General features: G+C 34.9%; 14 protein-coding genes and 1 other annotated feature (1 of these 15 cut by a window edge). Of the genes, 11 read left to right on the top strand and 3 right to left on the bottom strand.

Annotated elements, in window-relative coordinates:
- Positions 1-35 (bottom strand) — a binding site (T-box leader) (it extends 169 nt beyond the left edge of the window).
- A 383-nt stretch (positions 36-418) separates the two neighbouring features.
- From tyrP to nhaC, 3 genes are all read left to right on the top strand, one after another.
- Positions 419-1,825 carry a tyrosine-tyramine antiporter gene (tyrP, locus tag A5880_RS13995; RefSeq protein WP_086329629.1) on the top strand — a complete coding sequence of 469 codons (1,407 nt, stop codon included), beginning with the start codon at positions 419-421 and terminating at the stop codon, positions 1,823-1,825.
- A gap of 57 nt (positions 1,826-1,882) precedes the next feature.
- The gene (tdc, locus tag A5880_RS14000) at positions 1,883-3,736 is read left to right on the top strand and encodes a tyrosine decarboxylase (protein WP_086329630.1); all 1,854 of its coding nucleotides are present in this window, start codon (positions 1,883-1,885) and stop codon (positions 3,734-3,736) included.
- 238 nt (positions 3,737-3,974) lie between these two features.
- Entirely contained in the window at positions 3,975-5,339 is a 1,365-nt protein-coding gene (gene nhaC / locus A5880_RS14005; RefSeq protein ID WP_086329631.1) for a Na+/H+ antiporter NhaC, read from the top strand.
- A 67-nt stretch (positions 5,340-5,406) separates the two neighbouring features.
- On the opposite strand, the gene A5880_RS14010 is transcribed toward nhaC, so the two are convergent.
- Positions 5,407-6,462, bottom strand: coding sequence for an AI-2E family transporter (locus A5880_RS14010; protein WP_086329632.1), 1,056 nt, complete (start codon positions 6,460-6,462; stop codon positions 5,407-5,409).
- Between the two features lie 749 nt (positions 6,463-7,211).
- A complete protein-coding gene (locus A5880_RS14015; protein ID WP_086329633.1) occupies positions 7,212-7,787 on the bottom strand; it encodes a TetR/AcrR family transcriptional regulator in 576 nt (191 codons plus the stop codon).
- Between the two features lie 159 nt (positions 7,788-7,946).
- Here A5880_RS14015 and A5880_RS14020 point away from each other — a divergent pair, with 159 nt between their 5' ends.
- Positions 7,947-9,923, top strand: coding sequence for an oxidoreductase (locus A5880_RS14020; RefSeq protein ID WP_086329634.1), 1,977 nt, complete (start codon positions 7,947-7,949; stop codon positions 9,921-9,923).
- Between the two features lie 98 nt (positions 9,924-10,021).
- Here A5880_RS14020 and A5880_RS14025 read toward each other — a convergent pair whose 3' ends face one another.
- Positions 10,022-10,642 (bottom strand): FMN-dependent NADH-azoreductase, encoded by a 621-nt coding sequence (locus A5880_RS14025; protein WP_086329635.1) that lies wholly within the window; start codon positions 10,640-10,642, stop codon positions 10,022-10,024.
- Between the two features lie 342 nt (positions 10,643-10,984).
- Between A5880_RS14025 and licT the strand changes: the two genes are divergently transcribed.
- The 7 genes from licT to A5880_RS14060 all read left to right on the top strand — a co-directional run bounded on the left by licT (position 10,985) and on the right by A5880_RS14060 (position 19,571).
- A complete protein-coding gene (gene licT, locus A5880_RS14030) occupies positions 10,985-11,827 on the top strand; it encodes a BglG family transcription antiterminator LicT (protein ID WP_086329636.1) in 843 nt (280 codons plus the stop codon).
- Between the two features lie 181 nt (positions 11,828-12,008).
- Complete coding sequence (locus A5880_RS14035) at positions 12,009-13,886, top strand: beta-glucoside-specific PTS transporter subunit IIABC (protein ID WP_086329637.1); 1,878 nt, start codon at positions 12,009-12,011, stop codon at positions 13,884-13,886.
- Between the two features lie 40 nt (positions 13,887-13,926).
- Positions 13,927-15,375 carry a glycoside hydrolase family 1 protein gene (locus A5880_RS14040; protein WP_086329638.1) on the top strand — a complete coding sequence of 483 codons (1,449 nt, stop codon included), beginning with the start codon at positions 13,927-13,929 and terminating at the stop codon, positions 15,373-15,375.
- Positions 15,376-15,534: 159 nt separating this feature from the next.
- Entirely contained in the window at positions 15,535-16,116 is a 582-nt protein-coding gene (locus tag A5880_RS14045; protein WP_086329639.1) for a guanylate kinase, read from the top strand.
- 333 nt (positions 16,117-16,449) lie between these two features.
- A complete protein-coding gene (locus tag A5880_RS14050; protein WP_086329640.1) occupies positions 16,450-17,616 on the top strand; it encodes an efflux RND transporter periplasmic adaptor subunit in 1,167 nt (388 codons plus the stop codon).
- A gap of 12 nt (positions 17,617-17,628) precedes the next feature.
- Positions 17,629-18,339, top strand: coding sequence for an ABC transporter ATP-binding protein (locus tag A5880_RS14055; protein WP_086329641.1), 711 nt, complete (start codon positions 17,629-17,631; stop codon positions 18,337-18,339).
- Positions 18,336-19,571: an ABC transporter permease gene (locus tag A5880_RS14060; protein WP_086329642.1), complete on the top strand. Its 1,236-nt coding sequence runs from the start codon at positions 18,336-18,338 to the stop codon at positions 19,569-19,571. Before A5880_RS14055 ends, A5880_RS14060 begins: the two co-directional genes overlap by 4 nt.
- Positions 19,572-19,740: the final 169 nt, after the last annotated feature.

Genomic DNA, 19,740 nt, shown 5'->3' on the forward strand with positions numbered 1-19,740 from the left:
ACATTTTTGCTACTTCGCTTTATTAAAGTTTGATATGTGATTTTGTAGCAATTCTACGACAAATACGTCGACTTGTCAAATTCTTCCTTTTTCCCTTTATTATTTTTAAATGAGGTATTTCTCAGATAAGTGCTTCTTTCTTTAATCTAGGTTTTTTGAACAGTGAAGGAGGGACATATGATTTCTGACAATTATCAATGAGCTCGTTACAAAAAGCTTTTATAGGCTATTTTTTTCATATAAACGCTTTAGCGTAGTAGAGCGTTGACGCGCTGTATAGAGTAGAAAAATGTTAAATAACGGGCTTTTTTTTTAATTCTCCTCTTTTTGACTTGAGGCATAAAGGTACCTATACTTTGGGAGTGATTTCACATGTGGGAAACAAAAAATAAATTTAATCAGGAGGTCAAATAGAAACATGAATAAGAAGTTGTCATTATTTGGATTAATTGGAATTACCATGGCCTTTTTTGGAACGGTTCGTAGTGTTCCAACATTAGCATCAACCGGATGGGCGCAAATTTTTTATATGTTGATCGCAGCTTGCTGCTTTGCATTACCAATTGCTTTAATTTCAGCTGAGCTTTCAACTGGTTGGCCAGAAGAAGGTGGACCGCAAGTTTGGGTTCGTAATGCGTTTGGTGAAAAATGGGGTTTTGTTACGTCATGGTTATTATGGGTACAAATGTTTTTCGGAATGGTTATGGTTGCTTCTACTGTAGGAGTGTTATTGGGCTACGTGATTGATCGTCCGGATTTAGGACACAATAACTTATTTATCTTTATTATGATATTGATTTCTTATTGGGGCATTACATTGCTGAATTTGAAATTTGATATGGTAAAAATTGCAGGTGACTGGGGTGCGGTGATTGGTGTTTATATTCCATTTGTTGCTTTAGTCGTTTTAGGAATGATGTACATGGCAAAACATGGCATCAACCAAGATAGTTACTTAGGTCATTTTGAAGCGAGCAAGTTATTACCTGATTTTAGTGATTTAGGTAGCTTGCCAACATTAACAGGGATTATCTTCATTTTTGCTGGTGTAGAAATTTCTTCTGTTCATGCCAACAATATTGATAATCCAAAACGGAATTATCCAATTGCGGTAATTGCATCAGTTTTATTATTAGTTGTGTTCAATTTAGTAGCTGGTTTGAGTGTAGCTGATAGTGTACCTGCTGGACAAATGGAACTTGCCAATATCACCCAACCATTTGTTATTATGACACAAGACCTTGGGATTCCAGCGATTTTCAATAATATTGTTTCATTGATGATTTTAGTAGGTGTCCTAGTTCAATTGAGCGCTTGGGTTTTAGGTCCAAGTAAATCAATGATTAAAGTGGCAGAAGAAGGGAACTTACCACCATTCTTCCAAAAGCGTAATTCAAAAGGTATTCCAATTGTTTTCGTTATGATTCAAGCAATCGTTATTTCACTTGTTTCATTCTTATACGTAGTGGTTCCTGATATTAGCGCAGCATTTTTGATCATCACAATTACAACAACGATTCTTTATTGTGTGGTGTACTTATTGATTTCACTTTCAGCAATCAAATTACGTTACACTATGCCTGATAAAGAGCGTCCATTTAGATTAGGTAGCAAAGGAAATGGCTTGATGTGGATCGTATCAGGACTTGCCATCATTAGTGTGATTGTAACGATTTTGGTTAGTTTGATTCCGCCAACTTCTGTTCCAGCAAGCGGACACCTTGCATACATTATTTATCAAGTTGCAGCAACAGTTATTATGATCGGTATTGCACTGATTATTTATAAGAGAAAGAAACCAGAATGGAAAAAAGTAGAGAAGTAAAAAATAGATGAGCTCTATTTACTATGATTAATAATGAAAACATTGGAGGAAAATATCATGAAAAATTTCAATACAGACGATACTAATTTAAAAGCATTATTTATAGGAGATAAAGGTGAAAACGTTGATTTATTCAAAGAACTATTAAACAAAATGATCGATGAACATGTTGGTTGGAGACAAAATTACATGCCACAAGATTTACCAGTGATTTCACCGCAAGATAGAAGTTCTAAAAGTTTCCAAGAAACAGCAGACAATATGAGAAGTGTTTTCAATGTTTTATCTTCACGTTTACGCACTGAATCACTTCCATGGCACTCAGCAGGCCGTTTCTGGGGGCATATGAACGCCGAAACATTAATGCCGTCAATTATTGCCTATACAACTGCAATGCTTTGGAACGGTAATAACGTGGCTTATGAGTCATCACCAGCAACTTCACAAATGGAAGAAGAAGTTGGGATGGAATTTGCGACATTGATGGGTTATGAAGATGGTTGGGGACACATCGCAGCGGATGGATCGATCGCTAACTTAGAAGGTCTATGGTATGCCCGTAACATGAAATCATTGCCGTTTGCTATTCAAGCAGTTGTGCCAGAAATGGTTGCAGGTAAATCAGAGTGGGAATTATTAAATATGTCTACAACAGAAGTCTTGGACATCTTAGACCAAGTACAAGATAAAATGGATGAGATCAAAGCACATTCAGCTCGTAGCGGCAAAAACTTAGACAAATTAGGAAAATGGATTGTTCCTCAAACAAAGCACTATTCATGGTTAAAAGCGGCGGATATCATTGGTATTGGTTTAGATCAAGTTATCGCTGGTGAAGTAAACAGTGAATACCGTATGGATATTGATAAATTAGAAACACAAATTCGTGAATTAGCTGCACAAGGTGTTCCAACATTAGGTGTTGTGGGTGTCGTTGGTTCAACAGAAGAAGGACAAGTTGACCGTATCGATCAAATCATTGCTTTACGTGATAAATTAGCCAAAGAAGGGATTTATTTCTACGTACATGTGGATGCAGCTTACGGCGGTTACGGACGTTCAATTTTCTTAGACGAAAACGATCAATTTATCGAATGGGATAAAATTGAAGAAACCTATGCCAAACATAACATCTTCCAAGAAAAAAATGATTGGTTAACAAGAGAAGTGTACGATTCTTTCAAAGCAATTGAACAAGCTGAATCAGTAACCATTGATCCCCATAAAATGGGTTATATCCCTTATTCTGCTGGTGGTGTTGTAATCAAAGATATTCGTATGCGTGACGTAATTTCTTACTTTGCAACTTATGTATTTGAAAAAGGTGCGGATATTCCAGCCTTATTAGGTGCTTATATTCTGGAAGGATCTAAAGCCGGAGCAACAGCTGCAGCTGTTTGGACTGCACATAAAGTATTGCCATTAAACGTAACAGGTTACGGTAAATTAATGGGTGCAAGTATTGAAGGAGCGTATCATTTCTATCACTTTATCGATGGCTTAGAATTTAAAGTTGGCGATAAAACAATCGAAATGCATGCTTTAACAAAACCTGATTTTAATATGGTAGATTACGTGTTTAATGAAAAAGGCAATACAGATCTTGTGAAAATGAACAAATTAAACCATGATTTTTATGACTATGCGTCTTATGCAAAAGGTGGATTATATACCAACGAATTCATCACATCACATACAGATTTTGCTATTGAAGAATATGGTCACAGTCCATTTGAATTTGTAAATAGCTTAGGATTTTCTCGCGCTGAGTGGGAACGTGCAGATAAAGTAACCATCTTACGTGCTGCAGGGATGTCACCGTATATGAACGATAAAGAAGTGTTTGATGAATATGCAGAAAAAATCAAACAAGCGATCCAAGAAAAACTAGAAGCAATTTACGCTGAGTAATAGAAACGTATGGTTAAAACAAGTGCACATGTAAAGATGGGCGAATGATTAAGGAGAAAAAGGTCTTGATAAAGTACTTCTTTCTATGCACGAGTTGATCACTGCGGGTGTGGTAAAGCAATCACCGAGCTTTGCCACAGCTGCAGATTTTCTATAAAAATAAATAAGAGAAATGAACGGATGGATGACACATGTTGCTTCTACTTCAAATTCTCTATAAAAATGTGAGGAACAATGTATGAAAACATATCAAGTGAGTTTTAACGAAGCAGTTTTTTTATTAATAACATTACTGTTGATGATTGGTACCAGTATTATCGGTTTTAGTATTCCAGCTCATGTTGCTCTATTGATTGCCGTTGGTTATTTACTTTTGTTTGCGGTATATAAAAAGTTTTCTTGGGATTTTATTCATGATGGGCTTGTTGAAGGGATTTCTTCGGGCATTATTCCGATAGTGATTTTTATTTTGATTGGTGCGTTGATTAGTGTGTGGATCGCTGGTGGAACAATCCCGACAATTATGGTTTTGGGGTTTTCATTCCTATCAGTAAAGTTTTTTGTACCGACTGTTTTTATTGTTTGCGGTATCGTAGGTGGTGCTGTAGGCAGTTCATTTACCACGATTTCAACAATCGGAATTGCATTTTTAGGAATGGGAAGTTTGATTGGCGTTGATCCTGCATTAACAACAGGAGCAATTGTTTCTGGGGCATTTTTAGGCAATTCGATTTCGCCTCTTTCAGATACCGTTAATTTAGCTGCCGCAATTTCAGAAGTCGATTTATTTGATCATTTGAAACATACATATAAAACAGCCCTTCCAGCAGCTATCCTTTCGTTTGGCTATTTTTTAGTCATGGGATTTCATTATGACGGCGCTTTGAATAGTACAAGTATTCATGATATCGTAAATACATTAAATAACAATTTTACGATTTCTTTTGTTGAGCTAATTCCTTTAGCGATCTTGTTTGTATGTGCGTGGAAGAAAATTCCTGCTATCCCGACATTATTATTGAGTATTTGCACATCACTTGTTTTGATGGTCTTTACAAGTGCCCATTTCTCATTTGTTAAAACGGCTGATATGATTCAAAATGGATTTGTTTCTCATACAGGGAATACACAAGTGGATGAATTGCTTTCTAGAGGTGGAATTCAAAGCATGATGTGGTCGATATCATTGATCATTCTTGCTTTAGCATTAGGTGGATTATTAGTAAAAATGGAAATTATCGATTGCGTGCTATACCGCTTTGAAACAGCGATCAATTCTCGGCAAAAGCTGATTTTTATAACGATGATGAGTTCGATTGGAATTAATTTGTTGATTGGTGAGCAGTATCTTTCAATTATTTTACCTGGAAAATCGTTTATTACTAAGTTTAAAGAAAAACAGGTACCACTAACCTTGTTATCGAGAGGATTGAATGATGCTGGCTCTGTTGTAAATCCTTTGATTCCTTGGGGGGTGAGTGGGGTCTTTATTTCAGGGACTTTAGGGATTGCCACTGTCAGTTACCTACCTTATGCAGTATTTTGTTACATCTTACCACTATTCTCCTTTTTACTTACGGTTTTTAGTAAAAAGGAGAAATAAAGCAATAGGCCAAATAGACTGTGTAGTTGCTTCTTAAAAAGTAAAATAGAAAAAGAACGCTTGGATGTTAATCCAGACGTTCTTTTTTCATTTTAATTGCAGGTATTTTTTTGAGTGGTTGGATCGGTTTTACTTTTAAGATATCTAAAAAGAAGGTGAAAATTGGAATACCAACGATCAATCCCCAAACCCCAAATAAGCGTTCACTGATCAATAAAATAACAAAGGTATAAAAGATGGGCAGATCCGTTTTACTTGACATAAATTTCGGATTTAATACATAAGACTCGAACAAATGAACGACAATAATTACCAGCAAAATATAGATTACGTCATTGATTCCTCCTTGAGAATAGGCAATGAAACTTAAAGGAATACAGGAAATAATTACTCCTGCGACAGGAATCAAACTTAAAATAAAAATCATGATTGCCAAACTAGGCAATTGGGAAAAACCAATTAGTGCCAAACAAAGCGTGGTAATCCCCGTATTAACGACTGCAATAAAAAATTGAGCTTCCATTACGACACCAAACGTATTGACAAATTTATCCGCAAAAAAATAAATATCTTGGAAGAACCAATCAAAGTCGCTTTTTAAAAATAACTTAGAAAATTCGGCCATTTGCTTTTTCTCAATCATGAAAAAGAAACTCAAAATAAAAGAAAGAACAAAGGAAAGTCCTAGAGAACCAATATCTTGAATATAACGCAAAATTAAACTTGCCCCATTTTGAATTTGTGCCATTAAATTTGATTTTTCTATATAACTATTAATGATTGTTAGTAATTGATTATGATCATCGGTTGGATTTTGGTAAAAACGAACGACAGATGTATACATTTGTACCGATTGATGTATCAACACAGGGACATATTTCGTAATGGCTAGATAAATCAAGAAAACAATCAAGGAATAGGTAACCACAACAAGTATGAACGATGGAATCTTAGCAAATCGCTGAATAAATTTTACGAAATGCAGAGCTAAAAAGGTAAAAATAAATGTTAATAGAATCATTGTTATCATGCTTCTAGCTAGATATAAAACGAGAATGATCGAAGCTAAAACAAAAAATCGTCTTAGACGCTCATTTTGGAGAAATTTTTCATAGATAGTCACTTACAACACTCCTAACAGCTAATAATCTAAATTTTTTTGGTGAGATTTCCTATGCGCTATAAATAAATATAGCATTAAGAATTTTGGTGAAAAAAACTTGTAAGATAACTATAAGCCTTTTTTCTTTTTTTAGGTAGTCAACTCACCTTAATCTGTAAAAAAATTAATTTAAGAAGGCATAAATTAGGTCGTGTCTTTCTTTGGTTTCAGTTTATTTATTTTTTTATTTTATTTTGATGTTTACGTCTCTTATAGTTAGAATTTTTATTGTAAAACGAGGAGGTTTTAGTGGTGATAAGGAAAAAACTGTTTTTTTATTATGTTCTGCAATGTTATATTTATCTTCTTGTAGTGCTAATAAAAGGGAAAGGGAACAATGAATGATTTTAGTGAGTATATTTTACCGTTTTGGGAATCGGAGGTAGAGCAAGTTGAAGTTGGTAGAGTGGCAAAATCATTTCAACTTTATCTTATAGACTAAAAAATATTTATCACATTAATTTTATCGTTAAACATTAAAATGTGGATAGGACTTTAAAGTAAATGGGGTCAGATAAAGAAATAGGTGGATGATATCCGAAGGGGGCATTTGGTATTCTGAAGTAGTTGAAAAAACAAAGAACTTTTGTGTTTTATTGATCAAATAACAAAAAGTCTAAATATCATTGACAATCTTTTAAATAAATGATAGTTTTAAAAGTGAATTGTGTTCACTTTTGTTTTTTTAGCTAATTATGTGATCAAATTCACTATGTGATCAACTGCTCAATAATTGAGATTAGTTGTTCTTTATTCAAGACAGAGCAACTGTTTTTACCAAAATTATTATTATTCAAGACATGTCCATTTAATAAATCCGCCACTGCAATTGAAATAGTCCATAAATGCAGATTTTCTTTTTGGTCATGCAATGTTAATAGCTGCTGATAAATAGTTTTTACATATAAATCAAAAGCTTCTGACATTGCTCGTTCGTCATGAACGTCCAAAGAATAATGGGCAGAAAAATATTTTTGAATAAATGGATCATTTCCATAAATCGATACTCGTTCGACCATGTGGACACTAAATTCATATGGTGTTTGAATCCTTGGTAACGTACGGGCGGACTCTAGCATAAAGTTAGTGGTTGCATCATACCAAAGTTCTAAAAGAAGATCTTCTTTTCGTTTCCAATGCTTGTAAAAAGATCCTACAGCATAACCTGCGGATTTAGTAATATCTGAAATACTAGTTTCGTCAAAGTTTTTTTCAACAAATAATAAACTAGCAGCTTCTTTTATCTTGTTTTTTGTTAATTCGGATTTTTTCTGCTGTTTAACCATTGTTCTCCTCGTTTTCAGTAAAATAGTTGTGGTGATAACAGATTAAATTATAGCTTATTCGACGATACAATTCTATACACATATGTTTTTACGTAGACTTAATTTTAGGTTGTTTCACTAAAATTAATCAATAATTATTTTATCAGGAGGCGTAATAAAATGAAGTATCCCAAACTATTTTCAGAAGGAAAAATTGGCAAAATGACTATCAAAAATCGGATTGTTTTACCAGCAATGGGCATCAATATGTCTAATCAAGGTTATGTCAATGAAGCAATTATTAATCACTATACGGAGCGAGCCAAAGGAGGCGTTGGTTTAGTGATTGTAGAAGTAACTTGTGTAGATGCACCCCAAGGATTAAATACATCCAATATGCTAGTCATTGATGATGACAAATATATTGAAGGGATGGGTAGGCTAGCAGCTTCAATCCATAAGTATGAAGCAAAATGTCTTTTACAAATTAGTCATACAGGTCGTGGGGCTCGTCGTAAAATCACTGGAAAACAACCAGTTGGCCCATCATCAGTTGCAATGCCTTATACATTCATGATGGGACTTTCAAACGAAACACCTAAAATGCTGACGGTTGAGGAAATTCAAGCAATTGAAGATAAGTATGCGCAGGCGGCTTTAAGAGCAAAAAAAGCTGGATTTGATGGGATTCAACTTCATAGTATCGGTTATTATATGGGGGAACAATTTCTTAATTCAAAATCAAATACTCGGACAGACGAATACGGTGGTAGCAAAGAAAAAAGAATTACTTTCCATTTAAATATTGTTCGCAAAATTAGAGAATTATGTGGAGAAGATTTTGCAGTTACAGTAAAGTTGGCTGTTTTAGAACTGGGTGAAGATGCAGGTATTACGTTTGAAGAAGGGATTTATTATGCTTATCGTCTTCAAGAAGCTGGTGTGGATGCTCTTGAAGTCATGGTAGGCGCTTGGAAAAAAGAAGCTACTTTGGAAGATATTGCGGATACAGGAGCTTCTAAAGGACAAATCTTCGATGTGTCTGCTGGTGTGAAAGCAGGGATCGAACAAATTACAGGTGCGAAACCAACGATTCCTATTATTAGTGGGGGACGTTCTGGGTATGCAATAATTGCGGAAGAAGCATTAGAAAATAACAAATGCGAATTTGTCTTTATGGGAAAAGGGTTGTTAGCTGAACCGAATTTGCCAAATCTAGTTCTTCAAAATAAAGAAGCCTTAATTCGACCTTGTATCGGCTGTAATACTTGTATTGATCAGCAATTACAATATGATAAGCCTTCAAGATGTTCTAGCAACGCTGTTTTAGGGAACCGCAACAATCGCTACGAATTAGAACCTGCTAAAAAACAAAAAAACATTGCCATTATCGGAGGTGGAATCGCAGCAGTAGAAGCTGCTCGAGTAATGGCATTACGCGGTCATAAAGTCACTATATATGAGAAAAATGACTTTATTGGCGGACAAGTTAAACTAGCTGCTGCACCTCCTCACAAAGAGAATATTCATCCAATGCTTGATTATTTTGAGGCGATCACAAAAGAGTTAGACATTACGATTAAATTAAATTCGTTTATGAATACTGAAGATATATTAGTGTTAAATGCAGATGTAGTAATTTGCGCCGTTGGTCCAACACCGGTTCGTTTAACGATTCCAGGTATTGATTTACCTCACGTATTTGATGCAAAAGAGGCATTGGCAGGAAAAGATACTGGTGAGAATGTGGTTATTATAGGTGGTGGCGTTGTTGGTGGAGAAACAGCCGAGTATTTAGTGGAGCAAGGGAAAAAAGTAACGATAATTGAAGCTTCTGATACCTTAGCTGCAAAAATGGTCATGACCAATCGAACCATTTTGTTAGATCATTTAAAACTTTTAGGTACGACCTTTATGTGTGAAACGAAATGTGTGAAGATCAATCAACAATCAGTTGAAGTGATTGATGGTACAGGTGAAGCAAAAGAAGTTGTGGCAGATACGGTCTTATTATCAGTAGGAGAAAGACCAAATACGTCGCTGTATGATAGCCTTGTCGGAAAAGTGCCGGAATTATACAATATTGGTGATAGTAATACACCAGATTGTTTTGCAACTAGTATCAAGCAAGGACATGAAGTGGGCGTAGAAATATAGATAGAAAAAAGAAAAGAGGCTGAGAGATAACTTTTGGAGTTATCTTTCAGTCTCTTAACATTTAGATATGGAAATAATCGAAAGTCTTATTCACTTAGTTAGAATGTTTTACCAAGAGTTGTTGCTTGGTTCATTGCAGCGCCTAGTAATTCTTCTGCTTTTTCAGGATGGTGATCGATCCCTTCAATGAATAATTGATCGACTTCAGACACACCAACAAAATTTAGGATTCCTTTTACATATTGAGAAGCAAAATCTTGTCCTTCATAAAAACCGCCATTTGATTGAATGTGTAATGCTTTTTTTCCATTAGTTAAAGGTTTAGGACCTTCTTCTGTGTATTTGAATGTTTTACCAGCTACGTTGATTGTATCAACCCAAGCTTTCAAGCGAGTAGGCACATTTAAGTTCCATAAAGCATTAGCGATAACCACTTTATCAGCCTCTAAAAATTGATCTGTTAATTCGTTGAAGCGAGCTACTTTAGTTTGTTGGCTTTCGTTTAATGCAGTAAATTCTGTACCAGTACGTAAAGCACCCCAGCCAGAAAGTAGTTCTTCATCGATCTCAGGCACAAAATCAGTATAAACATCTAAAAAGTCAATTTCATCTGTTGGGTTTTGTTCTTTATAACTTTCTAAAAAAGTTTCAAGAGCTCGAACAGAACGAGATTCTTCTTTAGTAAGAGGATGTGCTTTAACGACAAGTAATTTTGACATATGAAAATCTCCTTTTATATAAGTATATTCTTTAATAAACAAAACTTATTTTACTAATAAAAAGTAAGAAAAGCAATCTTTTTATTCATAAGAAATGTAAAAAAATAGGAAAACTTTGGTTCATTCACGAGAAAGGATAAGATTGTTTGTCAAATAAACCATGAGAAAAGGAAGTAACATGTTTGTTTTTGAAAAGGGTTGCAAATAGATTAGAATAATGGTATGCTAAAAGAGTAATAAGGATTGTTACTGTTCGGCAGGCAAAACCAGAATCTTCCATCGTATTTGTACTGGGCTGATTCTAGGTTTTTTTCATTTGTATTTGTAAAAGTGAGGGTCATCATGAAGATCGAAAAAATATTAAACAATAATGTCGTCATGACAAAAAATGAATCAGGTGAAGAGATTGTCTGTATGGGACGAGGGCTAGCATTTCAGAAAAAAATTGGGGATGCTATTGATCTGACATTTGTTGAAAAAGAGTTTGTTCTTAAAGACTCTATTACTTCTGGTCAGTTTCAGCAATTGTTCGCGGATATACCTTTAGAAGAAGTCGAAGTAGTCAAAAGAATTGTTGATATAGCAGAGGAAGAATTAGGAATTGAGCTTTCTTCTAACATCTATTTAACCTTGACGGATCACGTTCATTATGCAATTATCAGAGCCAGAGAAGGTCTAGAAATGCCTAATCCACTGATGTTTGAAACAAAGAAGTTTTATCCCAAAGAATTTGCTATCGCTAAAAAAGGTGTAGCATTGATTAAAGAAAAACTAGATGTTGATTTTTCAGAAAGTGAAGCGGGCTTTATCGCGTTTCACATTGTGAACAGTGAACAGGCAAATGGAAATATGGAAGTAACCATGTCAGCAACAGAAATGGTACGAGATATTCTAACAATTATTAGCCGATATTTCGGCAAGCCATTTGACGAAGATTCTTTAAATTATCAACGAATCGTGACTCACTTACAATATTTTGCTCAACGTTATTTGCAAAATGAGGCACACGATGATGAAGATGAGTTTTTATACGAACTAATTCAAAGTAAGTACCCAAAAGCATTCCAATCTGTTAAGCGAATTGATGATTATCTTGTAAAAAAATATCAAAAACCAATCGACAAAGCAGAACAAATTTATTTAACGATTCATATCCAGCGAGTGACTGGTGAGAAAAAAGAATAGTTCTTATCGTATTTTTAAAATTTACTTTCAATCGAAGCGGATTGTTACTGATTAGCAGGCAAAACCTAGATTGAAAAAACAAATGATTTATTTATATTTATGTTGTGTAAATATAGTAGATTATTGTTTTTTCAGTTTAGGTTTTTTTTATATAAAAATTGAAAAGAAAGAGGGAAATAAAATGAGTAAAAATCAAGAAATAGCTGAACGTGTGCTAACACTTGTCGGCGGAGAAGAGAATGTAAATAGTGTAGTCCATTGTGCAACACGTTTGCGTTTTAAACTAAAAGATGAGGAAAAAGCGAATACGGAACAATTAAATCAAGATCCTGATGTGATTCAGGTAGTTCGAAGTGGCGGTCAATATCAAGTGGTCATCGGCAGCCACGTTAATGATGTTTATAAAGAGTTAATGGCTCATAGCAGTTTAGGAGACGATGATTCGGAAAAAGATGAAGGACCTAAAGGGAATATTTTTAATCAATTGATTGATATCATTTCTTCTATCTTTACTCCTTTCCTAGGGGCAATGGCTGGAGCTGGGGTTTTAAAAGGTTTCTTAACATTAGCATTAACATTGAATTGGTTAACAGATAAATCAGGTGTTTATGTTGTATTATTTGCAATAGCAGATGGAATCTTTACATTTTTACCGATTATACTTGCATTTACAGCAGCGAAGAAATTTAAAACAAATCAATTTTTAGCTGTCTGCTTAGCAATGGCGCTTGTTCACCCAAGCATTACAGCATTGGCAGGAGAACCGTTAACTTTTGCAGGAATTCCAGTGATCATCGGTGCGAGCGCTTATACATCATCAGTTATTCCAATTATTTTAGCTGTGTTTGTTCAAAGTTATGTTGAACGTTTCTTTAAAAAAGTGATTCCTACATTTTTACAAATCATTTGTGTTCCATTAGCAGTATTTTTAGTGATGGCGCCAGTGACATTTATTGCGATTGGTCCGATCGGTACGATTTTAGGTGATTTATTAGGTAAAGGGTACAACGGAATTTATGGTTTTAGTCCAATCATTGCAGGAGCTGTGATGGGTGGTTTATGGCAAGTATTTGTAATGTTTGGAATGCACTGGGGCTTTGTGCCGATCATGATGCTTAACTTATCTCAAGCAGGTGGCGGAGTAGATACAATGGCGCCAATGTTATTACCTGCTGTACTAGCTCAAGGTGGTGCAGCGTTGGCTGTCTTCTTTATAACAAAAAATGTGAAACTAAAAGGTTTAGCACTTTCGTCAGCAATGACTTCAGTTTTTGGTATTACAGAACCAACCGTTTATGGTGTGAATTTACCGCTTAAAAAACCATTTATCTCCGCTTGTATTGGTGGAGCTGTGGGTGGTGCTTTTATCGGATTTAGTCATGTTCAAAACTATGTATTTGGATTAATCAGCTTGTTAAGTTTGCCAGGTTTTATTCCTCAAGATACAAAAGATACTTCTGGGATGATTGCGGCGATTATTGGAACTGTAATTGCATTTGTGATTGCGTTTGTGTTAACGTTTGTATTGAAATTTGAAGATAAACCAGAATCAGGAAGTGAAGGAACGGCAAAGAATAATAAGGTTGAAAACAGCAGCAAAGGGGATAAAATTGTCTTAACAAGTCCAATAACAGGGACAATTGTACCTTTGGATAAAGTGGAAGATCAAGTGTTTTCATCAGGTGCATTAGGTAAAGGCATTGCGATTGAACCTACTATTGGTGAACTTTACGCTCCAGCTAATGGAGAAATCACTACATTGTTTCCTACAGGTCATGCAGTTGGAATCACAACAGAAGATGGTGCACAAGTATTGATGCATATTGGAATGGATACGGTCGAGATGGATGGTGACGGTTTTGAGTTAGCAGTGAAACAAGGCGATAAAGTGAAACAAGGTGATTTACTCGTTACATTTGATATTGAAAAAATAAAAGCTGCTGGTCATCCTGTTGTAACACCTATCGTTGTGACAAACAGTGGAGATTATATGGATGTATTAGATATGGATCAAACAGATATTTTACATGGTGAAGATTTCTTAGCGATTGTTCGATAATCAACTCAGTTTATGATACTTTTTTAAGGAGGAAAAATTAATGTCAAACAAAACAACAGCATTTCCAGAAGGATTTTTATGGGGCGGTGCAACTGCAGCCAATCAACTAGAAGGAGCGTATCGTTCAGATGGTAAAGGATTATCAGTAGCAGATGCGATGCCTGGAGGTAAACAGCGTTTTCAAATTTTAGGAAGTGATACGTTTAATTGGGAAATTGATGAAGATAAGTATATTTACCCGAATCATCGTGGAATCGATCATTATAATCGCTTTAAAGAAGACATTGGGCTTTTTGCAAAAATGGGCTTTAAATGTTATCGTTTTTCCATTGCTTGGACAAGAATTTTTCCTAATGGTGATGAAACAACACCGAATGAAGCGGGCTTAAAATTTTATGATCAAGTCATTGATGAATGTCTAAAAAATGACATTGAACCTGTTATTACAATTTCTCATTATGAGATGCCTTTACACTTAGCCAAAGAATACGGCGGTTGGAAAAATCGTAAAATGATTGATTTCTTTGAAAAGTATGCAACAGTTGTTTTAACTAGATATGGCAAAAAAGTAAAATACTGGATGACGTTTAATGAAATTAATTCGGCCTTTCATTTTCCTGCGTTAAGTCAAGGTATGGTCAAGGCAACTGGTGCAGGAGAGTATCAAAATGTGTTTCAAGCATGGCATAATCAATTTGTAGCAAGTGCTAAAGCAGTAAAAATTGGACATGAAATCAATCCAGATATGCAAATCGGTTGTATGATTATTTATGCCACAACCTATAGTATTGATGCGAACCCAGTAAATCAAATGGCGACACTTGCTCAAAACCAAGAATTTAATTTTTATTGTACAGATGCCCAAGTTCGTGGAGAATATCCAGCTTACCAACAACGCATGTTTGCTAAGTATGGTGTTTCTGAATTAGAAATGGGTTCTGATGACTTAGAACTAATGAAAAAATATGCTGTTGACTATATCGGATTTAGTTATTACATGTCTTCGGCGGTTAATGAAACAGCTCAGGAAGAGGATACTGTTGTTGGTAATTTATTAGGTGGTGTACGTAATCCATTCTTAGAAGCAAGTGAATGGGGCTGGCAGATCGATCCAGAAGGTTTGAGAATTGCTTTGAATGAATTATACGATCGTTATCAAAAACCATTGTTTATCGTGGAAAATGGCTTAGGTGCGATTGATAAGGTTGACGATAACTTTTATGTGGAAGATGATTATCGCATCGACTATTTACGCCGTCACATCGAAGCTATGTCAGATGCTATTAAAGATGGTGTTGATCTTATGGGCTACACACCTTGGGGTTGTATTGATTTAGTGAGTGCTTCCACAGGTGAGATGAGTAAACGTTATGGCTTTATTTACGTTGACTTAGATGATAATGGTGAAGGAACAATGAATCGCTACGAGAAAAAATCGTTTAACTGGTACAAACAAGTAATTGAAACAAATGGAGCAAATTTAAACTAAAGGAATAACTATCGATTTAGGTAGTAAAAGTCTATCATTTATTTGATTTTCATGTGACTGAGATATGACTTACAGAGTTATGTCTTAGTCACATTTTTCTTTTTCTTTGAACCCTTTCTTTTTATGCAGTATAGTTATTTTTGTAAGGGGGAAATTAGCATGACACTCAAACCATTGAAACACCCTTTCTTTGTTATCATAGGTCCTAGCGGGGCTGGTAAAACAAAAGTTGCGGAAGCTGTGTTTCCGCCAGCATATAAAGTAATCTCTCATACAACTCGGCCAATCAGAAAGGATGAACAGGAAGGGAAAGATTATTATTTTGAAACAAAACAATTGTTTGGACAGCTTATAACTAGTCATTCATTAGCGGAATATGATCTATATCATGGTCATTATTACGGTGTAGGGATTAGTGAACTATATCAAAAGACGATGGATCATTATGCTTACGATGTACTGACATTTAAAGGATTTCAAGCGATTGAACAATTATTTGGTCATCTGGTTATTCCTATTTTTTTAGAAGTCAATAAGGAAAATGTTTTGTCGCGATTGAAGACTCGAGAAGACGAGCCTGAGACAATAAAGGAACGATTAGCATTATATGAACAAGAAGCTAGAAATTTAGAAAAAATGAAGAAATATCAATGTTACTTCACAATTGATGCCAATCAAGCTTTTGAATTAGTTGTTAAAGAGGTCGAACAAGTCGTAGCAAAAGTTGCAAAAAAAGAATAAAAAAAGACGGAATATCTTCCAATAGACACCTCTGTCTTCGCCATATTTGATCAGGTTGCGTTTTTGCTAAGCAACCTGTTTTTTTGTGATAATTTTTATAAAAAAATTAAGAAAATAATTAATCTATTTTTTACAGTTTAAATAAAGGGTTTTTATGTATTAAATCACGTGCCTAAAGTTATTTTTACGACTAAAAATCTGAATTTTCATTCAATTATGAAAATGTAAGTTGTGTGAACGTGCGAATAGTGGTTAAATAAAAGAGTAAGATAACAATCAGTCATAAAAATTATTATTGACTAATTGAACCAAAAGGAGATGAGGGGACGTATTATGAAGAAAAAAACAATTGTTATTATAAGTGTTGTTGTGGTAGCACTTATCGGAATTTTTATTCTTCCAGGCTTTTTGGGGGGAGACAAAAAGGCAATGCCGCAAGACAAGACAAGTGCTGAAGATTTAGGTATTGAGTATTTTGAAGTGCCGGATATTGAACAGGTTTACATTAATGGAATCGTACAACCAGAACAAGCAGAAGCCTTTTCAAAAGATACAAAAATGGCAAGTAAACCAGAGATCAAAGTTAAAAATGGAGATGTGGTTGAACCAGAAACAGAATTATTTACGTACGAAGATAAAGAAGTGACTAAAGAAATTGAAGCACAAAACAATACCCTAAGCAAATTAGCGACAAAAAAACAAAATATCTATAAAAAATGGAATAGAGCAATTGATAACTATAATAAAACAAAAGAAGAAGAACGAAATACCTCAGGCGCTTCAATCGATGAACAGCATCAAGCAGAGATTGATACTGTAGAAGAAGAGATTTTATTTTCTAATGAAACAATTGCTGATTTAATGACAAAGCAGTTTATTTCAACCAAAGCAAAATTTAAAGGGCGAGTTTCTATACCGGAAGTAAAAGATGAAAATGCGCCAATTCTTCGTTTGACGTCTGATGGCTTGTATGTCGCAGGGAAAGTCAATGAAAAAGATTTAATGAAAATAGCTGTTGATCAAAAAGCGAACCTGTCTGTTGTTTCTAGCGGTACAACAGTGACAGGGAAAATAGCATACATCGATGATAATCCACCAGAAACGCAAAATAATAATCAAACACAAGGAGAAAATGCCTCATCAGGTGCAGGAGCGATGTCCAACTATAATGTTAAATTATCTCTAGACAGCTTAGAAGGAATCAAAAATGGCTATCACATGCAAGCAACGATTAATTTGGGCGAAAGTAAACCAATTGAAATCCCTAAAAAAGCATTACATGATCAAGATGGGAAAAAGTATGTTCTTGTTAATGACTTTGGATCAATTATTCGTCGAGATGTTCAAGTCGGAGAAGAAAACGGTGAAAATATCATTGTGAATTCAGGGTTAGAATCTGCTGATCGGATTGTTGTATCTTCTAAAAAGGCAGTAAAAGAAGGCGATCTTATTGAAGAAAATAACCAAGTAGAAGAAGCAGAACCACAAGCACAAAAATAGGAGGGGGCAAGTATGATGCAATCTGAACAAAATCAGCGACCTCTTATTCAAATGCAGGCAATCAATAAGTATTTTCCAGTGGGAAAAGAAAAATTACAAGTCCTAAAATCACTGGATTTAACCATCAATGAAGGCGAATTTATTATGATCATGGGAAAATCAGGTAGTGGCAAAACAACATTGATGAATATTATTGGATTTTTAGATCGAGTATCTGATGGCAACTATCTGTTTAAAGGGGAAGATGTTTCGAAACTGTCAGAGAATAAGAAGTCTGAATTTCGTAATGAATATTTGGGATTTATTTTCCAACAATTCTTTTTGATCAACTCATTGAATGTTAGTCAAAATGTCCAATTGCCTTGTGTTTACGAGGGGAAAAAAAGCAACGAAGAAAAAAGGAAGATCGCAGAAAAGTATTTAGAACTAGTGGGATTAGGGACAAAAACAAAATCAAAGGTTAATGAATTATCCGGTGGACAACAACAGCGTGTGGCAATTGCACGTTCATTAGTGAATGATCCTCTTTTGATTATGGCTGATGAACCGACAGGCGCACTAGATAGTGAAACTGGCGTTGAAATTATGGAATTGTTATCGGAGTTAAACCGCCAAGGAAAAACAATTGTCATGGTTACTCATGATGCAGATATGAAAAAATATGCAACGCGTGTCATCCATATGAAAGATGGGCGTTTCCTTGAAGAAGAGGTGATTCGATGATCACAAATTTATTGATCAGCACTCTTTTAAGCTTACGTGCACATAAACTCAGAGTATTTTTAACGATGATTGGGATTATTATCGGAATTACGTCAGTTGTTACGATCTCAACGTTAGGTGAAGGAATGAAAAAACAGGTAACATCTGCTTCAAGTGCTATGAATGCCAATGTTTTAAAACTACATTATACGATGCAAGGCGAAAATGCATCAGGAAATATGACGTTTGAAGAGCCAGACTTTGCTTTTTCAAAAATTGATATGAAAAAAGTCAGAGATATTGAAGGTGTTGCAGAGATTTATCCGCAGTATGGGGATAGTTCGATGGGAGACAACTTGAATATCTCACTGGATTATTTCGGAGCCAAAGCAGATTTAATGGTAACCTCAAATAAAGGAAAGAATAAAGTCAAATACGGTCGTGATTTTGATGAGCGAGATCGGAATAAAGATGTGATCATTTTAAATCATGATGTTTTTGAAACTAGTTTAAAAATGGATGATCCAGGAGAATTGATTGGAAAAGCAGTTTCGATCAACGGCTACATGTACAAAGTTATTGGGATCAGAGAACCTTTCAATTACGAAGAAATGGGGAATTCTGAAGCAATGTCCTTAGACTGGAACACGGTCTATAGTAGTTTTGTATCTAGAAATTCATATAATAAATTAGCTGTATCAAAAGCAATTAGCGGCATCAATTTCAAATTAAAAGAAGATGCTGACAAGCAAAAAGTGCTAGGACAAGCAATTGGTATTATGAATGAAAATCATCAAGGACTTAAAGGGATTTTCAAAGAAAATGATCAAGATCAAAAAAATCAAAAACAAATGGAAGATGCAATTGGTGGTATCACAATGTTTTTGATGGCTGTCACAGCAATTTCCCTTTTAGTAGGTGGAATCGGTGTTATGAATATCATGTATGTTTCGGTAACCGAGCGTAAACGAGAAATTGGTATTCGCAGAGCAATTGGTGCCAAACCTAGAATGATTTTGATGCAATTTTTATTGGAAGCTGCATTTATTACATTGTTAGGAGGCATAGTGGGTGTCGGCTTGGGTTATCTGTTATCTAGAGCGCTCGGAGGCTTTGTAGATATTGTACCAGTTATGACACCATCGATTTTTGTTATCTCGACTTCTGTATCCATTATGACAGGTGTTGTCTTTGGGATTATTCCGGCAATTAGTGCCTCCAGAATGGATCCGATTAAAGCGATTTATAATTAGTTCAATAAAATGAGTAAAAAAGATGTTTGGGCCAATAATTCAGCATCTTTTTTGCTTTCAGCCTGATAATTGTCAGCTAAGCTTTTGTTCTAATTTTGTTTATGGAACACGCGTAAATAATAGGAATGGTACAATAAAAGATTTAAAATTGGTATATGTAAAAAAAGGT

The sequence above is a fragment of the Enterococcus sp. 4G2_DIV0659 genome (assembly GCF_002140715.2).
Lineage (GTDB): Bacteria > Bacillota > Bacilli > Lactobacillales > Enterococcaceae > Enterococcus_L > Enterococcus_L mansonii.